General features: G+C 62.0%; 24 protein-coding genes and 1 riboswitch. Of the genes, 15 read left to right on the top strand and 9 right to left on the bottom strand.

Features of this window, described 5'->3' with window-relative positions:
* Positions 1-32: 32 nt before the first annotated feature.
* Positions 33-1,022: a malate dehydrogenase gene (locus ABDW57_RS22725; RefSeq protein WP_176647854.1), complete on the bottom strand. Its 990-nt coding sequence runs from the start codon at positions 1,020-1,022 to the stop codon at positions 33-35.
* A gap of 237 nt (positions 1,023-1,259) precedes the next feature.
* On the opposite strand from ABDW57_RS22725, the gene ABDW57_RS22730 reads away from it, so the two are divergent.
* The 7 genes from ABDW57_RS22730 (at position 1,260) to gltA (ending at position 7,256) form a co-directional block, all read left to right on the top strand.
* The gene (locus tag ABDW57_RS22730; protein ID WP_343732428.1) at positions 1,260-2,045 is read left to right on the top strand and encodes a GntR family transcriptional regulator; all 786 of its coding nucleotides are present in this window, start codon (positions 1,260-1,262) and stop codon (positions 2,043-2,045) included.
* Positions 2,046-2,253: 208 nt separating this feature from the next.
* On the top strand, positions 2,254-2,676 hold the full coding sequence (sdhC, locus tag ABDW57_RS22735) for a succinate dehydrogenase, cytochrome b556 subunit (protein WP_343732429.1): 423 nt from the start codon (positions 2,254-2,256) through the stop codon (positions 2,674-2,676).
* A gap of 1 nt (position 2,677) precedes the next feature.
* Positions 2,678-3,049 carry a succinate dehydrogenase, hydrophobic membrane anchor protein gene (sdhD, locus tag ABDW57_RS22740; protein ID WP_343732430.1) on the top strand — a complete coding sequence of 124 codons (372 nt, stop codon included), beginning with the start codon at positions 2,678-2,680 and terminating at the stop codon, positions 3,047-3,049.
* A gap of 2 nt (positions 3,050-3,051) precedes the next feature.
* On the top strand, positions 3,052-4,830 hold the full coding sequence (sdhA, locus tag ABDW57_RS22745) for a succinate dehydrogenase flavoprotein subunit (protein ID WP_343732431.1): 1,779 nt from the start codon (positions 3,052-3,054) through the stop codon (positions 4,828-4,830).
* Between the two features lie 11 nt (positions 4,831-4,841).
* Positions 4,842-5,552 carry a succinate dehydrogenase iron-sulfur subunit gene (locus ABDW57_RS22750; RefSeq protein ID WP_155463463.1) on the top strand — a complete coding sequence of 237 codons (711 nt, stop codon included), beginning with the start codon at positions 4,842-4,844 and terminating at the stop codon, positions 5,550-5,552.
* Between the two features lie 58 nt (positions 5,553-5,610).
* Entirely contained in the window at positions 5,611-5,892 is a 282-nt protein-coding gene (locus ABDW57_RS22755; RefSeq protein ID WP_161012877.1) for a succinate dehydrogenase assembly factor 2, read from the top strand.
* 62 nt (positions 5,893-5,954) lie between these two features.
* Positions 5,955-7,256: a citrate synthase gene (gltA, locus tag ABDW57_RS22760; RefSeq protein ID WP_343732432.1), complete on the top strand. Its 1,302-nt coding sequence runs from the start codon at positions 5,955-5,957 to the stop codon at positions 7,254-7,256.
* Here the strand turns inward: gltA and ABDW57_RS22765 are convergent.
* The 7 genes from ABDW57_RS22765 to ABDW57_RS22795 form a co-directional block, all read right to left on the bottom strand.
* Positions 7,253-7,741, bottom strand: coding sequence for a hypothetical protein (locus ABDW57_RS22765; protein WP_343732433.1), 489 nt, complete (start codon positions 7,739-7,741; stop codon positions 7,253-7,255). The two genes, gltA and ABDW57_RS22765, sit on opposite strands and share 4 nt — an antisense overlap.
* A 43-nt stretch (positions 7,742-7,784) precedes the next feature.
* Positions 7,785-8,120: a PilZ domain-containing protein gene (locus ABDW57_RS22770; RefSeq protein WP_343732434.1), complete on the bottom strand. Its 336-nt coding sequence runs from the start codon at positions 8,118-8,120 to the stop codon at positions 7,785-7,787.
* A 62-nt stretch (positions 8,121-8,182) separates the two neighbouring features.
* Positions 8,183-8,482 carry a hypothetical protein gene (locus tag ABDW57_RS22775; protein ID WP_343732435.1) on the bottom strand — a complete coding sequence of 100 codons (300 nt, stop codon included), beginning with the start codon at positions 8,480-8,482 and terminating at the stop codon, positions 8,183-8,185.
* Positions 8,483-8,522: 40 nt separating this feature from the next.
* A riboswitch (SAM-I-IV-variant riboswitch) is annotated at positions 8,523-8,627 on the bottom strand.
* 67 nt (positions 8,628-8,694) lie between these two features.
* On the bottom strand, positions 8,695-9,105 hold the full coding sequence (locus ABDW57_RS22780) for a hypothetical protein (RefSeq protein WP_343732436.1): 411 nt from the start codon (positions 9,103-9,105) through the stop codon (positions 8,695-8,697).
* Between the two features lie 35 nt (positions 9,106-9,140).
* Positions 9,141-9,515, bottom strand: a complete 375-nt coding sequence (locus ABDW57_RS22785; protein ID WP_176647866.1) for a BlaI/MecI/CopY family transcriptional regulator — start codon at positions 9,513-9,515, stop codon at positions 9,141-9,143.
* Positions 9,516-9,533: 18 nt separating this feature from the next.
* Positions 9,534-10,862: a leucine-rich repeat-containing protein kinase family protein gene (locus ABDW57_RS22790; RefSeq protein WP_343732437.1), complete on the bottom strand. Its 1,329-nt coding sequence runs from the start codon at positions 10,860-10,862 to the stop codon at positions 9,534-9,536.
* A gap of 54 nt (positions 10,863-10,916) precedes the next feature.
* On the bottom strand, positions 10,917-11,762 hold the full coding sequence (locus ABDW57_RS22795; protein WP_343732438.1) for an MBL fold metallo-hydrolase: 846 nt from the start codon (positions 11,760-11,762) through the stop codon (positions 10,917-10,919).
* Positions 11,763-11,862: 100 nt separating this feature from the next.
* Here ABDW57_RS22795 and ABDW57_RS22800 point away from each other — a divergent pair, with 100 nt between their 5' ends.
* The 7 genes from ABDW57_RS22800 (at position 11,863) to ABDW57_RS22830 (ending at position 20,902) form a co-directional block, all read left to right on the top strand.
* Positions 11,863-12,801, top strand: a complete 939-nt coding sequence (locus ABDW57_RS22800; RefSeq protein ID WP_343732439.1) for a LysR family transcriptional regulator — start codon at positions 11,863-11,865, stop codon at positions 12,799-12,801.
* A gap of 188 nt (positions 12,802-12,989) precedes the next feature.
* Positions 12,990-15,845 (top strand): 2-oxoglutarate dehydrogenase E1 component, encoded by a 2,856-nt coding sequence (locus tag ABDW57_RS22805; protein ID WP_343732440.1) that lies wholly within the window; start codon positions 12,990-12,992, stop codon positions 15,843-15,845.
* Positions 15,846-15,923: 78 nt separating this feature from the next.
* Positions 15,924-17,180 carry a 2-oxoglutarate dehydrogenase complex dihydrolipoyllysine-residue succinyltransferase gene (gene odhB, locus ABDW57_RS22810; protein ID WP_343732441.1) on the top strand — a complete coding sequence of 419 codons (1,257 nt, stop codon included), beginning with the start codon at positions 15,924-15,926 and terminating at the stop codon, positions 17,178-17,180.
* A 49-nt stretch (positions 17,181-17,229) separates the two neighbouring features.
* Positions 17,230-17,553: a PspC domain-containing protein gene (locus ABDW57_RS22815; RefSeq protein ID WP_343732442.1), complete on the top strand. Its 324-nt coding sequence runs from the start codon at positions 17,230-17,232 to the stop codon at positions 17,551-17,553.
* A gap of 3 nt (positions 17,554-17,556) precedes the next feature.
* Positions 17,557-18,987, top strand: a complete 1,431-nt coding sequence (lpdA, locus tag ABDW57_RS22820; protein WP_343732443.1) for a dihydrolipoyl dehydrogenase — start codon at positions 17,557-17,559, stop codon at positions 18,985-18,987.
* Between the two features lie 160 nt (positions 18,988-19,147).
* Entirely contained in the window at positions 19,148-20,245 is a 1,098-nt protein-coding gene (gene zapE / locus ABDW57_RS22825) for a cell division protein ZapE (RefSeq protein ID WP_343732444.1), read from the top strand.
* A 12-nt stretch (positions 20,246-20,257) separates the two neighbouring features.
* Positions 20,258-20,902: a hypothetical protein gene (locus ABDW57_RS22830; protein ID WP_343732445.1), complete on the top strand. Its 645-nt coding sequence runs from the start codon at positions 20,258-20,260 to the stop codon at positions 20,900-20,902.
* On the opposite strand, the gene ABDW57_RS22835 is transcribed toward ABDW57_RS22830, so the two are convergent.
* Positions 20,903-21,706 (bottom strand): protein phosphatase 2C domain-containing protein, encoded by an 804-nt coding sequence (locus ABDW57_RS22835; RefSeq protein WP_343732446.1) that lies wholly within the window; start codon positions 21,704-21,706, stop codon positions 20,903-20,905. It abuts the gene before it with no gap.
* Positions 21,707-21,843: 137 nt separating this feature from the next.
* Here ABDW57_RS22835 and ABDW57_RS22840 point away from each other — a divergent pair, with 137 nt between their 5' ends.
* A complete protein-coding gene (locus ABDW57_RS22840) occupies positions 21,844-22,044 on the top strand; it encodes a DUF465 domain-containing protein (RefSeq protein ID WP_008450659.1) in 201 nt (66 codons plus the stop codon).
* Positions 22,045-22,057: the final 13 nt, after the last annotated feature.

Raw genomic sequence — 22,057 nt, forward strand, 5'->3', positions numbered from 1 at the left:
GGTTTAACCGGTTCCACTGGAACAGCGAAGAATTATGGCAGCAGGTGCTTGACGCCTTCGCGCTCTTCGGTCAGTTCCTTCAGGGTCAGGTTGATGCGCTCTTGCGAGAAGGCGTCGATTTCCAGGCCCTGAACGATTTTGTATTCGCCGTTTTCGGTGGTCACCGGGAAGCCGAACACGATGCCTTCAGGGATGCCGTACGAACCATCCGATGGCACGCCCATGGTGGTCCACTTGCCGTTGGTGCCGACGTGCCAGTCGTGCACGTGGTCGATGGCGGCGTTGGCCGCCGAAGCCGCCGACGACAGGCCGCGCGCTTCGATGATGGCGGCGCCGCGCTTGCCCACGGTTGGCAGGAAGGTGTTGGCGTTCCATTCCTGATCGTTGATCAGTTCCTTGACCGATTTGCCGTTCACGGTGGCGAAGCGGTAGTCGGCGTACATGGTTGGCGAGTGGTTGCCCCACACGGTCAGCTTCTCGATGTCTTTTACCTGGGTGCCGGTCTTGGCAGCCACTTGCGACAGGGCGCGGTTGTGGTCCAGGCGCAGCATGGCGGTGAAGTTCTTGGCCGGCAGCGACGGCGCCGATTTCATGGCGATGTAGGCGTTGGTGTTGGCCGGGTTGCCGACCACCAGCACTTTCACATTGCGCGATGCCACCTGGTCCAGCGCCTTGCCCTGGGCGGTGAAGATCTGGGCGTTGGCTTCCAGCAGGTCCTTACGCTCCATGCCCGGGCCGCGTGGGCGGGCGCCCACCAGCACGGCGTAGTCCACATCCTTGAATGCGGTCAGCGGGTCGGAGTGGGCGGTCATTTCGGTCAGCAGCGGGAACGCGCAGTCGTCGATTTCCATCATGACGCCCTTCAGCGCCTTCTGTGCTTTCTCGTCAGGGATTTCCAGCAGTTGCAGGATAACTGGTTGGTCCTTGCCGAGCATGTCGCCGTTGGCGATACGGAACAGCAGAGCGTAGCCGATCTGGCCGGCAGCGCCGGTAACAGCAACACGCAGTGGGGTTTTAGCCATGATGAATCTCCAAAGTGGGAAGTGAATCGTTCGTGAAGCAGGACCGGCGGCCGGTCCGGAAACCGTAATCATACTGCAAAATGCCACGCTTATAATCATGTATCTGGCAAGCGTAGCCTCGGGAGTGTAGGCCGGGCGCCACTATCTGTCAATTCTATCTTATGTCTTATATAAGACAGATCAGTTATTGCCATTTCTTCTGGACGGCACAGGCCTTTTGTGGTGAAATCGTGGGCTATGAGTTCCGCGCCGCCCAATCCGAACAACAATCCCGCTGCCGCCAACGCTGGCAGCGCGGGGGGCTCGTCTCCTACTTTCTCTCCTCTGTACCAGCAAATCAAGGCCCTCATTACGCAGAGCCTGCAGTCCGGCGAATGGAAACCGGGCGAGCTGATTCCCAGCGAAGTCGAACTGGCCAACCGCTTCAAGGTGAGCCAGGGGACCGTGCGCAAGGCGATCGACGAGCTGGCCGCGGAAAACCTGGTGGTGCGCAAGCAGGGCAAGGGCACGTTTGTGTCCACCCACCACGAGGCGCGCGCGCACTTCCGCTTCCTGCGCCTGATGCCCGACGAGGGCGTGCCGCACTACCCTGAAAGCAAGTTCATCGAAGTCAAGCGCATGCGCGCGCCGGCCGACGTGGCGCGCCTGCTGGACCTGAAGTCCGGGGATGCCGTCATCTTCATCAAGCGCGTACAATCGTTCGACGCCGTGCCGACCATCGTGGAAGAGCTGTGGCTGCCGGGTCTGACCTTCAAGGGATTGACCGCCGAGCGGCTGGAAGAGTACAAGGGGCCGATGTACGGCCTGTTTGAGTCTGAATTCGGCACGCGCATGATCCGTGCCACCGAAAAAATCCGCGCCGTGTGCGCCGCCGAGGGCGACGCCGCGCTGCTGCACGTCCCCGTGAACACGCCGTTGCTGGCGTCGGAGCGGGTCTCGTTTACCTATGGTGACAAGCCGGTGGAATTGCGCCGCGGCTTGTATTCGACCGAGCGCCACCATTACCACAACGAGTTGAATTGAAGGAGACACAGCGCACACGAAAGGGCGCGTCACACGCCTGTAGCATTGTTGCGCTGATAATACGTTGAGCTACGGAAAGTGGCCGCCAGCCAGTGTTGCCAAACACTATTTTAGTTATATGTGACAATAGATATTGGTTATGAATGCGGAAATAGGCGAAAATCGCTGTCTCACCAAATTTTTGTTATAAGCCTGAGGAGGTCTTGTTATGTCAGAAGCCGTAAGGGAAGCCCCTAAAAAAGAACGGCCGGAGTTCCGTAACATCCATGTTACCGAACTGTCCAACTACCGCATGCCATTGGCTGCCATTGTGTCCATCCTGCACCGTATTTCCGGTGTCCTGATGTTCGTGCTGCTGCCGTTCGTGCTGTATCTCTTGCAAAATTCCCTGCGTTCCGAGATCTCGTTCGCGTACTACGAAGGCTTTGTGACCTACCCGCTGGTCAAGCTGATCATCCTGGCCTTGGTGTGGGGCTTCCTGCACCACATGTGCGCCGGCATCCGCCACCTGGTGATGGACATGCACATCGGCCTGGACAAGCACTCGGCACGTAAATCGTCGGCCACCGTGCTGGTCATCAGCCTGGTGCTGACCGCCCTGATCGCCCTGAAACTGTTTGGAGTCTTCTGAAATGTCCATTAACGATAACGGTATCGGCCCTAAGCGCCGCGTCGTCGGCGCCCACTATGGCGTCAAAGACTGGCTGGTGCAGCGCGTCACCGCAGTCATCATGGTGCTGTACACCGCCATCCTGGTGCTGTCCTTCCTGAGCGGCCAGAACTTTACCTATGAAGGCTGGGCCGGCCTGTTCGCCCAGCAGTGGTTCAAGCTGGTGACCGCGGTCACCCTGATCGGCCTGTTCTACCACGCCTGGGTCGGCATGCGCGACGTCTGGATGGACTATGTGCGCGCCGTTGGCCTGCGCCTGACCCTGCAAATCGCCACCATCGCCTGGCTGATCGGCTGCGCCGTTTGGGCGATTCAAATTATCTGGAGTGTGTAATCGTGGCAGCTATCAAATCTGCAATCCCTACCCGCCGCTTTGACGCGGTAATCGTCGGCGCCGGCGGCTCCGGCATGCGCGCATCGCTGCAGCTGGCCGAAGCCGGCCTGAACGTGGCGGTGCTGTCGAAAGTGTTCCCGACCCGTTCCCACACCGTGGCAGCGCAGGGCGGCATCGGCGCCTCGCTGGGCAATATGGCCGAAGACAACTGGTTCTGGCACATGTTCGACACCGTCAAGGGCGGCGACTATCTGGGCGACCAGGACGCGATCGAATTCATGTGCCGCGAAGCCCCGAAGGTGGTGTACGAGCTGGAACACTTCGGCATGCCGTTCGACCGCAACCCGGACGGCACCATCTACCAGCGTCCGTTCGGCGGCCACACCGCCAACTTCGGTGAAAAAGCCGTGCAGCGCGCCTGCGCCGCGGCCGACCGCACCGGCCACGCCCTGCTGCACACCCTGTACCAGCGCAACGTGCGCGCCCGCACCCACTTCTTCGTCGAGTGGATGGCGCTGGACCTGATCCGCGACGCCGAAGGCGACGTGGTCGGCGTGGTGGCACTGGAAATGGAAACCGGCGAGGTCATGATCCTGGAAGCCAAGACCACCATCTTCGCCACCGGCGGCGCCGGCCGTATCTTCGCGGCCTCGACCAACGCCTTCATCAACACCGGCGACGGCATGGGCATGGCGGCACGCGCCGGCCTGCCGCTGCAGGACATGGAATTCTGGCAGTTCCACCCGACCGGCGTGTCCGGCGCGGGCGTGCTGATCACCGAAGGTGTGCGCGGTGAGGGCGGTATCCTGATCAACTCGGAAGGCGAGCGCTTCATGGAGCGTTACGCGCCGACCCTGAAAGACCTGGCGCCGCGCGACTTCGTGTCGCGTTCGATGGACCAGGAAATCAAGGAAGGCCGCGGCTGCGGTCCGAACAAAGACCACGTCATGCTGGACCTGCGCCACATCGGCAAGGAAACCATCGAGAAGCGTCTGCCGTCGATCCTGGAAATCGGCCACAAGTTCGCCAACGTCGATGCCACCAAGGAACCGATCCCGGTGGTGCCGACCATCCACTACCAGATGGGCGGCATTCCGACCAACATCCACGGTCAGGTGGTCACGCCAAACGGCGACGGCACCCAGAAAGTGGTCAACGGCCTGTACGCGATCGGCGAATGCGCCTGCGTCTCGGTGCACGGCGCCAACCGCCTGGGCACCAACTCGCTGCTGGACCTGGTGGTGTTCGGCCGCGCGGCCGGCAACCACGTGGTGGCCTCCAACCTGAAGCAGAAAGAAAACAAGCCGCTGCCGAAAGACGCGGCCGACTTCGCACTGAACCGGCTGAACAAGCTGGAAACCTCGACCGGCGGCGAAAAAGTGCAGGGCGTGGCCAACGACATCCGCGCTTCGATGCAGAAGTACTGCGGCGTGTTCCGTACCGACGAAGCGCTGCAAAAAGGCGTGGAAGAGATCATGAAGCTGGACGAGCGCCGCAAGCACGTCTCGTTCAAGGACAAGTCCAAGGTCTTCAACACCGCCCGCGTCGAAGCGCTGGAACTGGACAACCTGATCGAAACCGCGAAAGCCACCATCGTCTCGGCAGCCGCCCGCAAGGAATCGCGCGGCGCCCACGCCCACAACGATTACCCGCACCGCGACGACGACAACTGGATGAAGCACACGCTGTGGTTCTCGGAAGGCAACCGCCTGGAATACAAGGCGGTGGTGACCAAGCCGCTGACGGTTGATACCTTCAAACCGAAACCACGTACTTTCTAAGGCTATACAACATGGCACGCACTCTCAAACTGAAAATTTACCGTTACGATCCGGACCAGGACGCCAAGCCGTACATGCAGGACGTAACCGTCGAGCTGAAAGACACCGACAAGATGCTGCTGGACGCCCTGCAGCGCATCAAGTCCGACGTTGACGACTCGCTGGCCCTGCGCCGCTCGTGCCGCGAAGGCGTGTGCGGTTCGGACGCGATGAACATCAACGGCAAGAACGGTCTGGCCTGCACCACCAACCTGAACGAGCTGACCGAGCCGATCGTGCTGCGTCCGCTGCCAGGCCTGCCGGTGATCCGCGACCTGATCGTCGACATGACCCAGTTCTTCAAACAGTACGATTCGATCAAGCCGTACCTGATCAACGATTCGATCCGTCCTGAAAAAGAACGCCTGCAAACCCCGGAACAGCGCGAAGAGCTGGACGGCCTGTACGAGTGCATCCTGTGCGCGTGCTGCTCGACCTCGTGCCCGTCGTTCTGGTGGAATCCGGACAAGTTCGTCGGTCCGGCCGGCCTGCTGCAAGCCTACCGCTTCATCGCCGACTCGCGCGACGAAGCCACCGGCCAGCGTCTGGACAACCTGGAAGATCCGTACCGCCTGTTCCGCTGCCACTCGATCATGAACTGCGTTGACGTGTGCCCGAAAGGTCTGAACCCGAACAAGGCAATCGGCAAGATCAAAGAGCTGATGGTACGCCGCGCGATTTAATCTGTAGCGCACACGGGCGGCGTCAGCGCCGCCCGTTTTTGTGTAAAGTAGCACGACTATGACTGAAACCAACCCTTCTGCGCATCAGTCCGACCCAGCCAACCGCGCCCGCCTGCGCTGGCGCTCCCGCCGGGGTCTGCTGGAAAACGACATCATCCTCACCCGTTTTCTGGATGCGCATGAAACCGAATTGACCGACGAGGAAGTGGACGCATTCACGCGGCTCCTCGACTTGTCGGACAATGCCCTGATGGATCTGGTACTGGCCCGTAAAGAGCCGGAAGGCGAAATCGACCTGCCGCACGTGCATGCGATGCTGCAACGGTTACGTAGTGCGTAATACCTCACACCCAGAATTTTTGCTTTTTTTACTTGCATCATCTCTCCAAGAAGGAAGAGTCCATGAACATCTCTGATAACAAAGCCACTCTGTCGTTCTCCGATGGCAGCCCATCGGTCGAATTCCCGATCTACAAAGGCACCGTCGGTCCTGACGTGGTCGACATCCGCAAACTGTACGGCGCCACCGGCAAGTTCACCTACGACCCCGGCTTCATGTCGACCGCGTCGTGCAACTCGTCGATCACCTACATCGATGGCGACAAGGGCGAACTGCAATACCGCGGCTACCCGATCGAACAGCTGGCCGTGAACGCCGACTTCATGGAATCGTGCTACCTGCTGCTGAACGGCGAACTGCCGAACGCAGCGCAGAAGAAAGAGTTCGTTGACACCGTGTCCAAGCACACCATGGTGCACGAGCAGATGCAATTCTTCTTCCGCGGCTTCCGTCGCGACGCCCACCCGATGTCGGTGCTGGTCGGTACCGTTGGCGCGCTGGCCTCGTTCTACCACGACTCGCTGGACATCAACGATGCCAAGCAGCGTGAAATCTCGGCCATCCGCCTGATCGCCAAGATGCCAACCCTGGTCGCCATGGCCTACAAGTACTCGATCGGCCAGCCGTTCATGTACCCGCGCAACGACCTGTCGTACTCGGCCAACTTCATGCGCATGATGTTCGGCAACCCATGCGAAGAGTACAAGGTCAACGACGTGCTGGTGCGTGCGCTGGACCGCATCCTGATCCTGCACGCCGACCACGAGCAGAACGCGTCGACCTCGACCGTCCGTCTGGCCGGTTCGTCGGGCGCCAACCCGTTCGCCTGTATCGCTGCCGGTATCGCCTGCCTGTGGGGTCCTGCCCACGGCGGCGCCAACGAAGCGGCACTGACCATGCTGAAGGAAATCGGTTCGGTTGAGAACATTCCTGACTTCATCGCCAAGGTGAAAGACAAGAATTCGGGCGTGAAGCTGATGGGCTTCGGTCACCGCGTGTACAAGAACTTCGACCCGCGCGCCAAGCTGATGCGCGAAACCTGCCACGAAGTGCTGAACGAACTGGGCCTGCAGGACGATCCGCTGTTCAAGCTGGCGATGGAACTGGAAAAGATCGCACTGAACGACGAATACTTCGTCTCGCGCAAACTGTACCCGAACGTCGACTTCTACTCGGGCATCGTGCAATCGGCGCTGGGCATTCCAGTGTCGCTGTTCACCGGTATCTTCGCGATGGCGCGTACCATCGGCTGGATCGCCCAGTGGAACGAAATGATTGCCGATCCAGAACAGAAAATCGGCCGTCCACGTCAGCTGTTCGTTGGCTCGCCAACCCGCGACGTGCCGCCGCTGGACAAGCGTTAATCCATTAACGCATCAGGAAAACGGGCTGCGGCCCGTTTTTTTTCGCGCCTGCTCAGCAGATAGGCTGTGGCGCTGACGGCGACGCAAGCGCCAACAATGACCATGGTCAGGTACCGCGGTTCGTGCCTGAGCAAAATTGCGGGGATGGCGCCACCGGCCACACAGATGGTCCAGATGTTGAGCCTGACCAGCAGCAGATAGGCCGGTATGCCCCAGAACAGCATGCCCACGTAAAACATCGGTGTGATAAACACCGTCACCACCACCAGACCCCTCAAGCCATCGTACCAGCCCAGTGCCGTGACAGGAATGTGTGCCAGCGGCGCATACATGACCGCCTTCCAGGGGATGGCATAGCTGGCGGCATTCGGTGACTTTCCATCGCCCATTTTCCTCATCGCGCGCAGCTCGGCAATCAGGAACGCGCCGAGCGCGGCAAGGCCGATCGCAAACAAGATCACCCCAATAGGGTGGATGGAAGACATGCTCACGATCGCGTCTCCTCAAGTGGCGCGCCTGCTATGGAGCTCAGGCCTTGCTTTCCTCAAGAAGCTGGTGGAAGACGGCGCGGCTGTTGTCGTCGATGCGCAGGAACTGGACGCCGGTCTTGAAGCCCAGTTCGGCATCGGGATCGCTGTAGACCACCTGGCCCATGGCCAGCACGTTGTGGTCAGTGTCGCCCAGCTGGACCTTGAAGGAGACCGCGCAATATTGCGCCAGGCGGATCTGGCTGCCGGTTTGCAGGCTGATGCCGCCGTGCGACAGGTCCAGGGTGTGGACCTCGTGGCGGCTTTCGTCGGTCATGGTCAGCACGGCTGGCTGGCGGACCGCGTGGCGTCGGGCTGTGCGGGCTTTCTGCGTCATGATGCGAACAGAAGTTGGATTATGAAAAGAATATCACAATCTGGAACGTCCGCCAGTCAGGATCAGCGCGGTGTTGCGGGGCGATCGAAATGCAGCATGTGTTCGACATGGACCTTGATGCCGTGGTTCAGGCTGGCCAGCGCCTTGCGCAGGGCGCGCGCCGAAGCTTCGCCTATGCCGCCCACGGTAATGCTGTGCTCATAACAGCCGCCGCGACGCAGGATCAGCCATTTGTCGACGCGCGCCTCGGCGCTTTTCAAGGTCGATTCCAGCTCGCTGGCGGCGGGTTCATTGGCGCCCAGCTGCAGATGGAAGGTGTGCGTCATGCGGAACTGGGTATCGAGGGAAGTGTGCGTGCTCATGGTTACTCCTGAAAGCTTGGCCCGATTCGGAGCAAACCATGTGCGCCCGCTTCGTTGCCGTTAAAAGGCCGCATCGCCACAAAGGGCATCCACCTTGCCCGGGGAGGCAGGTTGGCGTCGGACAAGCCGACTCTTGATGCATTACTGAATTCGTTATAACGAATTTGAGTTCAATATAGCGGAAAACGTCTAAGAGAGCAATAGGCAGGAAATCAACTTGCGCGGTGGCGGCGGTCGGGGCGCAGCACCAGTAGCCACCAGCCCAGGACGCCGATGGTCAGTTGCGGCAGGTTGTAGAGGAATTTATCGATGGTCACATCGCGTCGCTGCGGCCAGGCGCTGTTGGCGGTTTCCGCGATAATGTTGGTGTGATAAAAGCAAGCCGCCAGCAGGAACAGCGCGGCCACGCCCCAGATCGCCGGCAGGCTGGTCACGCGACGGCGCAGCAGCGAGGCGAACGGATACACCAGCACGCAGCAGAACACATAGGCAAACAGATTGACCGGCAGGTTGGCCAAATCAAAGTGCGGCAGTACGACTGGCACGGCGCAAATCGCCACCGCCAGCATGACGGCAATCGCGGGATGGGCCTGTTCCGGCCAGGAGGAAAAGCGGTTGTTCATGTTCTGGTGCGCAGTGAAAGGGCACCATTGTAGTGCTACTTCTCCTGATCGAGCAGGGCCTGGATTTCTTCGCGTTCTTTTTTGCTGACGTGGCCGCCGCGCAGGGCTGCCAGAACCAGGGCTTTGCCGGAGCCGGCAAAGGCTTTCTGGATCAGGTCTTTCAGCAGGCTGGTCTGGACGGAGTCCTGTTCCTGCACCGGCGCGTAGACGTGGGCGCGCTGGCTTTCGTCGCGCTTCAGCAGGCCTTTGGTGTGCATGACTTGCAGCACGCGCAAGACGTTGGCGTAGCTGGTGTCCGGACGCGTTTCCAGCGCCGCCTCGTGCACTTGCCGCGCCGTGGCGGGGCCGAGCGCATACAGCAGGCGCAGCATCTCCAGTTCGGCGGCGGTGGGTTTCGGTAAGGTACTCATGGATGTAGAATAAAATATCTAGACCGGATTGTCTAGCTGTTCTTTGATGTCGCTGAAGCGCGGGCTGCCTTGCTGGCAGGCGGCTTGCAGCTGGCGCAGGCGCGGCGGGACCTGGCCGCTGCGGTCCAGCAGTTCTTCCAGCAGGTTGCCGAAGGCGCGGACTTCCAGTGTTTGCAGTGCGTCGGCTTGCGGGCCGGCCGGGTCGTAGAAGGAGGCGGCGCCGAAGTCGCCCAGCAGGGTGTGGCCGTGATCGTCGTGCAGGACGTTGTGGCCGTACAGGTCGCCGTGCATGATGCCGTGGCTGTGCAGCTGGGCTGCCGCCGAGGCGATGGCGCGGGCGATGTTGAGCGCGGTGGGCAGGTCGAAATGTTTGTCTTCAGCGTAGATGTCGCGGGTGCAGCTGTCCAGGCTGGGCGGCCCGGCCAGATTGTGGAAGTCCGGCGAGATCAGTTCCATCACCAGACCGTGGGCGTTTTCAGGATGGTGTTCCAGGTGGCCGAGGATGGCGATCAGGTTGGGATGAGCCCCGGCGCCGAGGCAGGCGGCCATTTCGCTCAGCGGTGAGCCGTCGCTGGTCATGGCGGCGCGGAAGAGTTTGACGGCCACCGGCATAGCAGCTGGCGTGGTGACGGCGGCCGGCGCGGGCGCGGGGGCAGCGTTGCCGTCGCGCTGCCAGTCGGCGCGGTAGATGATGCCGGAGGCGCCTTCGCCCAGTTTTTCGCGCAGCGTCAGCGAGGTCCAGCTGATGGCGGCGGAGGGCGTGTGCGCCAGTGTGTCTTCCAGCGCATCGCACAACGGATTGCCGGCGTAGGCCAGCCATGTCAGGCGCGGCAGTGCCAGCAGCCAGTCCGGCAGCGCGCTCAGCTGGTTGCTGGCGATGCGCAGCAGTTCCAGCTGGCGCAGCTGCGCCATGGACGCCGGCAGGGCGCGCAGGCGGTTGCCGGCCAGCATCAGCTTCTGCAGTTGCGGACGTTCGCCGAGTTCGGCCGGCAGTTCTTCGATGGCGTTATCGGTCAGCACCAGCCAGCGCAGTTTGGCCGGCAGGGCGGCGGCCGGCACCCGGCGGATGCGGTTGGCTTTGAAGCCCACCATGGTCAGCGAGGGACAGGCGCCCAGCACGCCCGGCAGCTCCTGAAACTGGTTGTCCGAGCAGAAAATGATGCGCAGCTTGTGCAGGCGGGGCAGGTCGTCCGGCAGCGCCGACAGCGCATTGCCGGACAGGTCGAGGATTTCCAGGCTATCGGCCAGCGTGTAGATTTCGCGCGGGAATTCGGTGAGGCCACAGCGCAAAGTCAGGCGGGTGATGCCTGCCAGCGCGCCGCTGCGCAGCTGCTCAAGGGTGTGCATGGGAAGAGGTGATAAACAAGGACGGCGCAGTGTATCACTTCATCGCCCGCGTGCTTACCACTTCATTTCACCCTTGGCCACCTTGGCGCTGGTATCCAGGCCGCCCGGCAGGCCGGCGTTTGGATAGAGCGCTTTCATGCGGCCGATCAGCGCGGCCGAGTCCGTGGCCTTGGCGGTCTCATTTTCAAAGGTGAGCACATAGTTGCGGGTAAAGCTGATTGCCTCCGCGGTCAGCGCCGCGCCCGGCTTGAAGTGGCCAGGCACCACCGTCGCCGGTTTCAGGACGGCAATGCCGTCCAGCGTGGCCAGCCACTGGCGGCGCGATTCCGGCGTTTGCGTGTCGGCCATCCACACGTGCAGGTCGTTGAACAGCACCACGCCGCCCACCACCGCCTTGATCGATGGGATCCACACGTAACCGCGCGGCGCATCCTTGATTTGCAGCGTCTGGCCTTCCAGCTTGATGGTGTCGCCCTGCAGCGGCTGCGGCACGATCACTTCATGCGGCGCGTTGTCTTTCAGGATCGGCCCCCAGAAGGCCACCTTGGCGGCTTTTTTCTTTTCGATGCCGGCAATCACGGCTGGGGTGGCAACAATCTTCGCGTCCGGGAAGGCGGCGTGGATCACGTCCAGGCCGAAGTAAAAGTCCGGATCGTCGTGACTGATGTAAATGGTGGTCAGGCGCTTGCCGCCGGCCTTGATTTTCTCCACCAGCTTGAGCGCTTCGGCGCGCGAGAACTGGGCGTCGATCAGCACGGCATCGTTGTCGCCGCTGACGATGACCGAGGCGACCGGGAAGATGGCCGCTTCACCGGGATTGAACACATCCAGCTTCAACGGCGCGGCCTGGGCGGCGACGGTGGTGGCGAGGGCGGCGGTCAGCAGGGCTTGTTTGAACATGATCACTCCAGAAAAGTAAGAATGACGCCATCTTAAATTTCTCAATGCGATAGAAAAATACGGTAATCTGGCTTTTTTAATTGCATAAATCGGACAAATCATGGACCGCATTACCGCCGCCCGGGTGTTCATCACGATCGCTGAGCGCGGCAGCATGATCGCCGCCGCCGACACGCTGGACATGTCGCGCGCCATGGTCACGCGCTATCTGGCCGAGATGGAGCAGTGGGCGGGCGCCCGGCTGCTGCACCGGAGCACCCGCCGCCTGAGTCTGACCGACGCCGGTGATGTCACGCTGGCGCGCTGCCGCCGCATGCTGGAAGTGGCGGACGACATGGCGGTGGCCGCCGGCGACGCTGCCGACACGCCCCAGGGCCTGTTGCGGGTCACCTGTTCGCAATCGCTGGCGCAGGCTGAGCTGGCTGCGGCCGTGGGCGAGTTTCTGAAACGCTATCCACGCACGGCGGTCGATCTGCAGATGAGCAATCGCGCCGTCAACCTGATCGAGGAGCGCATCGACCTGGCGCTGCGCGTCACCAACACCCTGGAGCCCAACCTGATCGCCCGCCAGCTGGGCAATTGCGACTCGGTGGTGTGCGCGGCGCCGGCGTATCTGCAGGCGCGCGGCACGCCGCGCGCTCCGCACGAGCTGGCCGGGCACAACTGCCTGACCTACACCTATTTCGGCAAGAGCCTGTGGCAGTTCACCGATGAGGCAGGCGCCGCGCTGTCGGTGCCGGTCAGCGGCAACCTGTCCGCCAATGAAGACCTGATCCTGCTGAAGGCGGCGGAGCAGGGCAGCGGCATCGCCCTGCAGCCGCTGTACAGCGCCGCCCCGCTGATCGCTGCCGGCAAGCTGGTGGCGTTGCTTCCTGGCTACACTCCGATCCGGATGGGCATCTATGGCATTTACACCTCGCGCCAGCACATGGCGCCGGCGCTGCGCGCCATGCTTGACTGGCTGGCAAGCTGGTTTGACGGCGCAAACCAAGCGTCCATGCGGCTTAAGTTAGCATTAACGCCGAAAGATTTAGCGTGATTTTGTCGCGTCAATGATTGTTGAGATACAATACCGGTGCTATGCTGAATGGCCCGTTTGAATACTACTTGAACAAATAGCCCTTCCCCCACAACTTGATGTGCAATCCGCTAACCGGTCAGGCCGTGTCGCGGAAGGTTAGATTAACCCGCTAATTCCTCGCGAAGCGCGAAGAAAGGTGAGCAAGAATGATGCAACAATACACGTCCAACTCCTACCTGTTTGGTGGGAACGCCCCGTACGTTGAAGAACTGTACGAAGCGTATCTCGACAATCCAGGCTCCGTCCCAGACAACTGGCGCGCCTACTTCGACGCCATGCAGCACGTCCCGGCAGTCGATGGTTCCAACAAACCCGACGTAGCCCACGCTTCCGTCATCGCCTCCTTCGCAGAGCGCGCCAAAGCCGGTCCTATCCGCACCGTTACCGCCACCGCCGACGCCGAAATGGGCCGCAAGCGCGTTGCCGTCACCCAGCTGGTCGCAGCCTACCGTTACCTGGGCTCCCGCTGGGCCAACCTGGACCCGCTGCAACGCCAGGAGCGTCCTAACATCCCTGAGCTGGATCCGAGCTTCTACGGCTTCTCGGATGCGGACATGGACACCGTATTCAACATCAGCAACACCTACTTCGGCCCGGAAACCGCGACCCTGCGCGACCTGCTGAACTTCCTGCGCGACACCTACACCCGTTCGATCGGCGCAGAGTATATGTACATCTCCGACCCGGCTGAAAAGCGCTGGCTGCAAGAGCGTCTGGAATCGATCCGTTCGACCCCGAACTTCACTCCGGAAAAGAAAAAGCACATCCTGGAGCGCCTGACCGCGGCCGAAGGCCTGGAACGCTACCTGCATACCAAATACGTCGGCCAGAAGCGCTTCTCGCTGGAAGGCGGCGAGACCTTCATCGCCTCGATCGACGAGATCATCCAGCGCGCCGGTGAAAAAGGCGTGCAGGAAATCGTGATCGGCATGGCCCACCGCGGCCGTCTGAACGTGCTGGTCAATACCCTCGGCAAAGCGCCGAAGGATCTGTTCGAAGAATTCGAAGGCAAGCACGGCGACGACCTGCCGGCCGGCGACGTGAAATACCACCAGGGCTTCTCGTCGGACATCTCGACCGTTGGCGGTCCAGTCCACCTGTCGCTGGCGTTCAACCCGTCGCACCTGGAAATCGTCAACCCGGTGGTTGAAGGTTCGGTCAAGGCCCGTATGGACCGCCGCGGCGACCACGCCGGCAAGCAAGTGCTGCCGATCCTGGTGCACGGCGACGCCGCGTTCGCCGGCCAGGGCGTGGTGATGGAAACCCTGAATCTGGCGCAGACCCGTGGCTACGGCACCGGCGGTACCGTGCACATCGTGATCAACAACCAGATCGGTTTCACCACCTCCGACCCGCGCGACGCCCGTTCCACCATCTACTGCTCGGACGTGGTGAAGATGATCGAAGCGCCGGTGCTGCACGTCAACGCCGACGATCCGGAAGCCACCGTGCTGGCCTCGCAGATCGCCATGGACTACCGCGCCCAGTTCGGCAAGGACATCGTGGTGGACATCATCTGCTTCCGCAAACTGGGCCACAACGAGCAAGACACCCCGGCGCTGACCCAGCCGCTGATGTACAAGAAAATCGGCAAGCACCCAGGCACCCGCAAGCTGTACGCCGACAAGCTGGCGACCCAGAACGTGATCCCGGCCGATGGCGGCGATCAGATGGTGGCCGCTTACCGCGACGCCATGGACGCCGGCAAGCACACCGTCGATCCAGTGATCTCCAACTTCAAGAACAAGTTTGCCGTTGACTGGCTGCCGTTCCTGAACAAGAAGTGGACCGACGCTGCCGACACCGCCGTGCCGACCACCGAACTGAAACGCCTGGCCGGCCGCATCACCACCGTGCCGGAAGGCTTCAAAGTGCACTCGCTGGTAGAAAAAGTGCTGGCTGACCGCGCTGCCATGGGCCGCGGCGAAGTGAACCTGGACTGGGGCATGGGCGAACACCTGGCCTTCGCATCGCTGGTATCGTCGGGCTACGCTGTGCGCCTGACCGGCCAGGACGCCGGCCGCGGCACCTTCACCCACCGTCACGCTGTGCTGCACGACCAGAACCGCGAGCGTTGGGATGCCGGCACCTACGTGCCGCTGCAAAACATCGCTGAAGGCCAGGCGCCATTCACCGTGATCGACTCGGTGCTGTCGGAAGAGGCAGTGCTGGGCTTTGAATACGGCTACTCGACCGCCGAGCCTAACACCCTGACCATCTGGGAAGCCCAGTTCGGCGACTTCGTCAACGGCGCCCAGGTCGTGATCGACCAGTTCATCAGCTCCGGCGAAGTGAAGTGGGGCCGCGCTTCCGGCCTGGTCATGCTGCTGCCGCACGGCTACGAAGGCCAGGGCCCAGAGCACTCGTCGGCACGCCCGGAGCGCTTCCTGCAGCTGTGCGCCGACAACAACATGCAAGTGGTGCAGCCAACCACCGCCTCGCAGATCTTCCACGTGCTGCGTCGCCAGATGGTGCGTCAGTTCCGCAAGCCGCTGGTCATCATGACCCCGAAATCGCTGCTGCGTAACAAGGATGCAGGTTCGCCGCTGGCGGAACTGGCCAAGGGCGCGTTCCAGACCGTGATCGGTGAAGTCGACGAGAAAATCGACGCCAAGAAAGTCAAGCGCGTCATCGTCTGCTCGGGCAAGGTTTACTACGACCTGGTCAACGCACGCAAGACCCGCGCCCAGACCGATACCGCGATCCTGCGTATCGAGCAGCTGTATCCGTTCCCGCACAAGGCCTTCGCTGCCGAACTGAAAAAGTTCCCAGCCGCGACCGAAGTGGTGTGGGCACAGGACGAACCGCAGAATCAGGGCCCATGGTTCCAGATTCAGCACAATATCTTCGAGAGCCTGGAAGCGGGCCAGCGTCTGGCTTACGCCGGCCGCCCGGCTTCGGCATCGCCAGCCGTCGGTTACTACGACAAGCACTACGCTCAGCAAAAAGAGCTGCTGGAGACCGCATTCTCGAAGCTCAAAGGTTTCATCCTGACCAAATAAGCAGCACCACTTTCTGAACGGAGCGCCGCCTTTGCTACGCAGGGCGGCGCCGCAAAAACAAATATACGGAGTTTTTTCATGGCACAAATCGAAGTCAAAGTTCCTCAACTGTCGGAATCGGTCGCAGAAGCAACCATGCTGACCTGGCACAAAAAAGTCGGCGACGCCATCTCGCGCGACGAAAACCTGATCGATATCGAAACCGACAAAGTTGTTCTGGAACTGCCGGCACCTGCCGCTGGCACCCTGGTGCAAATCATCAAGGGCGACGGCAGCACCGTGGTGGCTGACGAAGTGATCGCAATTATCGATACCGAAGGCGGCGCCGCGGTGGCCGCTGCGCCGGCCGCTGCTGCCGCGCCGGCCGCCGCCGCACCGGCTCCGGCCGCTGCGCCTGCCGCTGCCGCCGGCGGTTCGAAAGGCGACGTGGCAATGCCGGCCGCCGCCAAGATCCTGTCGGAAAAAGGCCTGTCGGCTTCCGACGTGGCCGGTTCGGGCAAAGATGGCCGCGTGACCAAGGGCGACGCCCTGGCCGCTTCGGCACCGTCGACCCCGGCCGTTGCACCGCTGGCCGCGCCAGCCGCCAAGCCAGCCCTGGCACAAGTGGCCGCCCCTGCCGCCGCCAACCTGGGCGATCGTCCGGAAGAGCGCGTGCCGATGAGCCGTCTGCGTGCCCGTATCGCTGAACGTCTGGTGCAATCGCAATCGACCAACGCGATCCTGACCACCTTCAACGAAGTGAACATGGCGCCAGTCATGGACTTGCGCAACAAGTACAAAGACAAGTTCGAGAAAGAGCACGGCGTCAAGCTGGGCTTCATGTCGTTCTTCGTCAAGGCCGCCGTTGCCGCGCTGAAGAAATACCCGATCCTGAACGCCTCGGTGGACGGCAACGACATCGTCTACCACGGCTACTTCGACATCGGTATCGCGGTTGGTTCGCCACGCGGCCTGGTGGTGCCGATCCTGCGCAACGCCGACCAGATGTCGATCGCTGAAATCGAGAAGAAAATCGGCGAGTTCGGCGCCAAGGCCAAGGAAGGCAAGCTGACCCTGGACGACCTGACCGGCGGCACCTTCTCGATCTCGAACGGCGGCACCTTCGGTTCGATGCTGTCGACCCCGATCATCAACCCGCCACAATCGGCGATCCTGGGCGTGCACGCCACCAAGGACCGCGCTGTGGTGGAAAACGGCCAGATCGTTGTGCGTCCGATGAACTACCTGGCGATGTCCTACGACCACCGCATCATCGACGGCCGCGAAGCCGTGCTGGGCCTGGTGGCCATGAAGGAAGCGCTGGAAGATCCTGCACGTCTGCTGCTGGACCTGTAATTAGTGCCTGTGCCCCCGGCCGGTCCGGGGGCTGACTAAGGGGTCATGAATGAGCGTTGCTGAAGAAATCAAGCGTTTGCATGAACTGCATCAGGCCGGTGCGCTGTCGGACGAAGAGTTTGCCGCCGCCAAAGCCCGTTTGCTGAACAACCAGGCTGCTCCTGCCACCTCCAACGACATCTCGCGCCTGCGCCGTTCGCGCACCGACCGCTGGCTGGGCGGCGTGTGCGGCGGGCTGGGGCGTATTACCGGTGTCGATTCCTGGATCTGGCGCCTGCTGTTTGTGCTGTTTGTGCTGACCTTCGGCTTCGGCCTCGCACTCTACATTCTGTTGTGGATCTTCGTTCCAGAAGACGAACTGATTGGAAATTAAAAAATGAGTAAACAATTTGACGTAGTAGTTATCGGCGCCGGTCCTGGCGGTTACATCGCCGCTATCCGCGCTGCACAGCTGGGTTTCTCGGTGGCATGCGTCGACGCATGGGAAAATGAAAAAGGCGGCCCGGCACCGGGCGGCACCTGCACCAACGTCGGCTGCATTCCATCCAAAGCGCTGCTGCAATCGTCGGAACACTACGAGCACGCCGGTCACGCGTTCAAGGACCACGGCATTGACGTTGCCGGCCTGTCGCTGAACCTGCCGCAAATGCTGAAGCGCAAGGACACCGTTGTGAAGCAAAACAACGATGGCATCCTGTTCCTGTTCAAGAAAAACAAAGTGACCTTCTTCCACGGCCGCGCCGCCTTTGCCGGCGCCGCGACCGCTGAAGGCTACCCGCTGACCGTGTCGGCCCCGGCCAACGAAAGCATCGTCGGCAAGCAAGTCATCATCGCCACCGGTTCCAACGCCCGTGCCCTGCCAGGCGCGGAATTCGATGAGAAACTGATCCTGTCGAACGAAGGCGCACTGGCCATTTCGGACGTGCCGAAGAAGCTGGGCGTGATCGGCGCCGGCGTGATCGGCCTGGAAATGGGTTCGGTATGGCGTCGTCTGGGTTCGGAAGTGACCGTGCTGGAAGGTCTGCCGACTTTCCTGGGCGCCGTCGACGAGCAGATCGCCAAGGAAGCCAACAAACTGTTCACCAAGCAGGGCCTGAGCATCAACCTGGGCTGCAAGATCAACAAAGTCACCAAGGGCGACAACAACGTCACCGTGGAATACGACAACGCCAAGGGCGAAGCCAACACCGCCGTGTTCGACAAGCTGATCGTGTCGATCGGCCGCACCCCGAACACCAACGGCCTGGCTGCGGACAAAGTCGGCCTGGCGCTGGACGAGCGCGGTTTCGTGGCCGTTGATGACGACTGCAAGACCAACCTGCCAGGCGTATGGGCGATTGGCGACGTGGTACGCGGCCCGATGCTGGCGCACAAAGCGGAAGAAGAGGGCGTTGCAGTGGCCGAACGCATGGCTGGCCAGCACGGCCACACCAACTTCGCCACCATCCCTTGGGTGATCTACACCTCGCCGGAAATCGCCTGGGTGGGCCGCACCGAGCAGCAACTGAAGGCCGACGGCGTGGCGTACAAAGCCGGCACCTTCCCGTTCCTGGCCAACGGCCGCGCACGCGCGCTGGGCGATACCTCGGGCATGGTCAAGTTCCTGGCGGATGCGGCCACCGACGAAATCCTGGGCGTGCACATCATCGGCCCGATGGCGTCGGAACTGATTTCGGAAGCCGTGGTGGCGATGGAGTTCAAGGCCTCGGCCGAAGACATCGCGCGTATCTGCCACGCTCACCCGTCGCTGTCGGAAGCGACCAAGGAAGCCGCGCTGGCGATCGACAAGCGCACGCTGAACTTCTAAGCCGGTCGCTTAAAAACGCGTGCTGCCTGGTTGCGACTGCTCGCCGTGCTAACGCACTGTCGCCGCGCCTCGCAGCACAGGTTTTGAAGCAACCTTCGAAGTAAGGTTTGAAAGGCGGGCCGTCATGGCCCGCCATTTTTGTTTGTGCAGAATGAACACTATGAACGTCCAAGAGTACTACAACAACGCGCTTGCCCAGCGCGGCTACAAGCCCGACGAGGCGCAGCAGCGCGCCATCACCCGTTTGCAGCAATGCTATGACGAATGGGTGGAGTACAAATCGCAGCGTTCCAGCACCTTCAAGCGCCTGATCAACCGCCCGGCGGTGCCGAAGGGCGTGTACATGTGGGGCGGCGTGGGGCGTGGCAAGTCGTTCTTGATGGACAGTTTTTACTCGGTGGTGCCGCTGGTGCGCAAGACGCGCCTGCATTTCCACGAATTCATGCGCGACATCCACCGCCAGCTGGACGAGCTGCGCGGCGTGGCCGATCCGCTTGACGAAGTGGCCAAGCGCGTGGCCAAGAAATACCGCCTGATCTGCTTCGACGAATTCCACATCTCGGATGTGGCCGACGCCATGATCATGTACAACCTGCTGAAGGCGCTGTTCGACAACGGCGTGTCCTTCATCATGACCTCGAATTACGATCCGCAGCTGCTGTACCCGGACGGCCTGCACCGCGACCGCATCCTGCCGACCATCGCGCTGCTGTACGAAAAGCTGGACGTGATGAACATCGACGCCGGCATCGACTACCGCGGCCGCGCGCTGGAGCAGGTGGAGGCGTACTACACGCCGCTCAACGCCCAGACCGACAAGGCGCTGCGCGACGCCTATGCCAGCGTGGCGGAGACCGCCGATGAAGACCCGGTGATCCGCATCGAGGCGCGCGAGATCCGCGCCCTGCGCCGCGCCGGCACCATCATCTGGTTCGACTTTAACACCCTGTGCGGCGGACCGCGCTCGCAGAACGACTATCTGGAAATCGCCAGCCGCTTCCATACCGTGATATTGTCCGGAGTGCCGATGATGTCGGCCGCCATGTCGTCCGAAGCGCGCCGTTTCACCTGGCTGATCGACGTGTTCTACGACCAGGGCGTTAAACTGCTGATGTCGGCGGAAGTGGCGCCGGAAGAGCTGTACACCACCGGCGCCATGGCCAACGAATTCCATCGCACCGTGTCGCGCATCGTCGAGATGCAGTCGCAGGAATACATGAATCGCCAGCAGCGCGGCGCCGCCGCCTCGCTGGCGTAACAGGATCGGACTATGAAAGCACTGATTGCATTGCTGCTTGCCACGGCGGCAGCCGCCCAGGCCCAGAACGTGACTTCGGTAGAGCAGGCCAACGCTGCACTGGACAAGGTGGCCAGGGACCGCGCCGCCGTCAACGAGGAGTTTGCCGCCAGCGAGCGCGAATGCTCGACCAAGTTCTTCGTCAACAACTGCCTGGACAAGGCCAAGGAAAAACGCCGCGTCGCGCTGTCCGCCATCCGCGCGCGCGAAGTCGACGCCCAGCACTTCAAGCGCGCCGACTCGGTGGCCAGGCGCGATGCCGAGCTGGCCGAACGCGCGCGCAAGGACGCCGAGGAAGCCGCGCTGCGCGCGGCCCAGCCGCCGAAACCGCCACACGAGGAAAAAGCCGCGCCGCCGGCGCCGACTGGCCAGCGCGTAGCCGACCGCGAGGCGGAATATGCCGCCAGGGTCAAGCGCCAGCAGCAGAAGGATGCCGCCGAAGCGGGCCAGCGTGCCGCCAACGTCGCCGCGTTTGAGAGGAAGAAGGCCGAGTCCGAGCATCGCCAGGCGGAAGTGGCGCGCAAGAAGGCGGAAAACGCCGCCAAAGCTGAACGCGCTGCCGAGCGCCGCGCAGCCGAGGAGAAAAAGGCCGCGGCCCAGCCGGCGCCGGCCAAGTAATCAGACTGCGCGGCGCATCGTTTCCACGGTGTAGCCGGGCCCCTGCGCCGGCGGCGCCAGCAGCTTGATGATGGCCATCGAGCAATTGTCGCCCTTGCCCTGGGCGCGTTCGCCGGCCTTGCCGATCAGCCGTTCGGCGGCCTGGCGCGGCGTGTTGCGCTGTACCGCGGCCGCCAGCTCTTCGGGCCGGAACAGCTGCCACAGGCCGTCCGAGCACAGCATCAGCGCATCGCCGGCCTGCAAGCCTTCGTGCCAGCCGGTGGTGACAAACGGCGGTTTCAGGCTGTTGCCCAGCGTATTGTTCAGCAGGCGCGAGCCGCGGTGCTTCTTTGCCGCCTCCGGCGGCAGCTTGTCGTGCTGGATCAGGTGCTCGACGTAGGCGCTGTCGTTGGTGCGCATGGCGCAGGTCTCGCCGCGGAAGCGGTAGATGCGGGCGTCGCCCACATGCGCCCACACCGCCTGCGCCTGGGGCGTCAGCACCAGCACGGCGAGGGCGCTTTGCGGCTCGGCGCTAGCGGCCAGCGGATTCATGGTGATCACCTGGTGGGCTTCCAGCGCGATATTGCGCAGCAGTTCCTGCAGGCGTGCCAGGTTGGCGCTGTCGCCCACCCGGTATTCGTCAAACAGGTGCTTGGCGGTCAGCAGCACCTGGTCGGCGCCGATCGGGCTGTGGTTGCCGTCGGCCAGCACGGCCATGACGTAGCCCGGCGCCTGGGCAGCCGTGTACAGGGCGACGCGATCATTTTGCTGCGGCCGGTTGCCGATGTGCTGGGCGGTCCCGGCTTCGATTTTGTAAGCGCTCATAGTCGACAATGTATCCTGAACGGCCGCGGCACGATCATTCTGTTGGCGGCGGGCGCGCCGTAGATTAAACTATGCACCGTGTCGCAGTTTGTGTGCAAGACCCATGTTGTTCCAGTGAAACTATTTGGCCGAGAAATATGACTGATGTACAAGATATCCAACGTCGATTGATCGAACTCGACGTCGAACACCGCGACCTGGACGCGGTCATCGACATGCTCACGCTGGATGGACACCACGATCAACTGCAATTGCGCCGCCTCAAGAAGCGCAAGCTGCAACTGAAAGACCATATCACTCTGCTGAAAATGCAATTGGTGCCTGACGTTCCGGCGTAAGCACCCCGACCCA

The sequence above is a fragment of the Duganella sp. genome, from assembly GCF_039595735.1.
GTDB lineage: Bacteria > Pseudomonadota > Gammaproteobacteria > Burkholderiales > Burkholderiaceae_D > Rugamonas.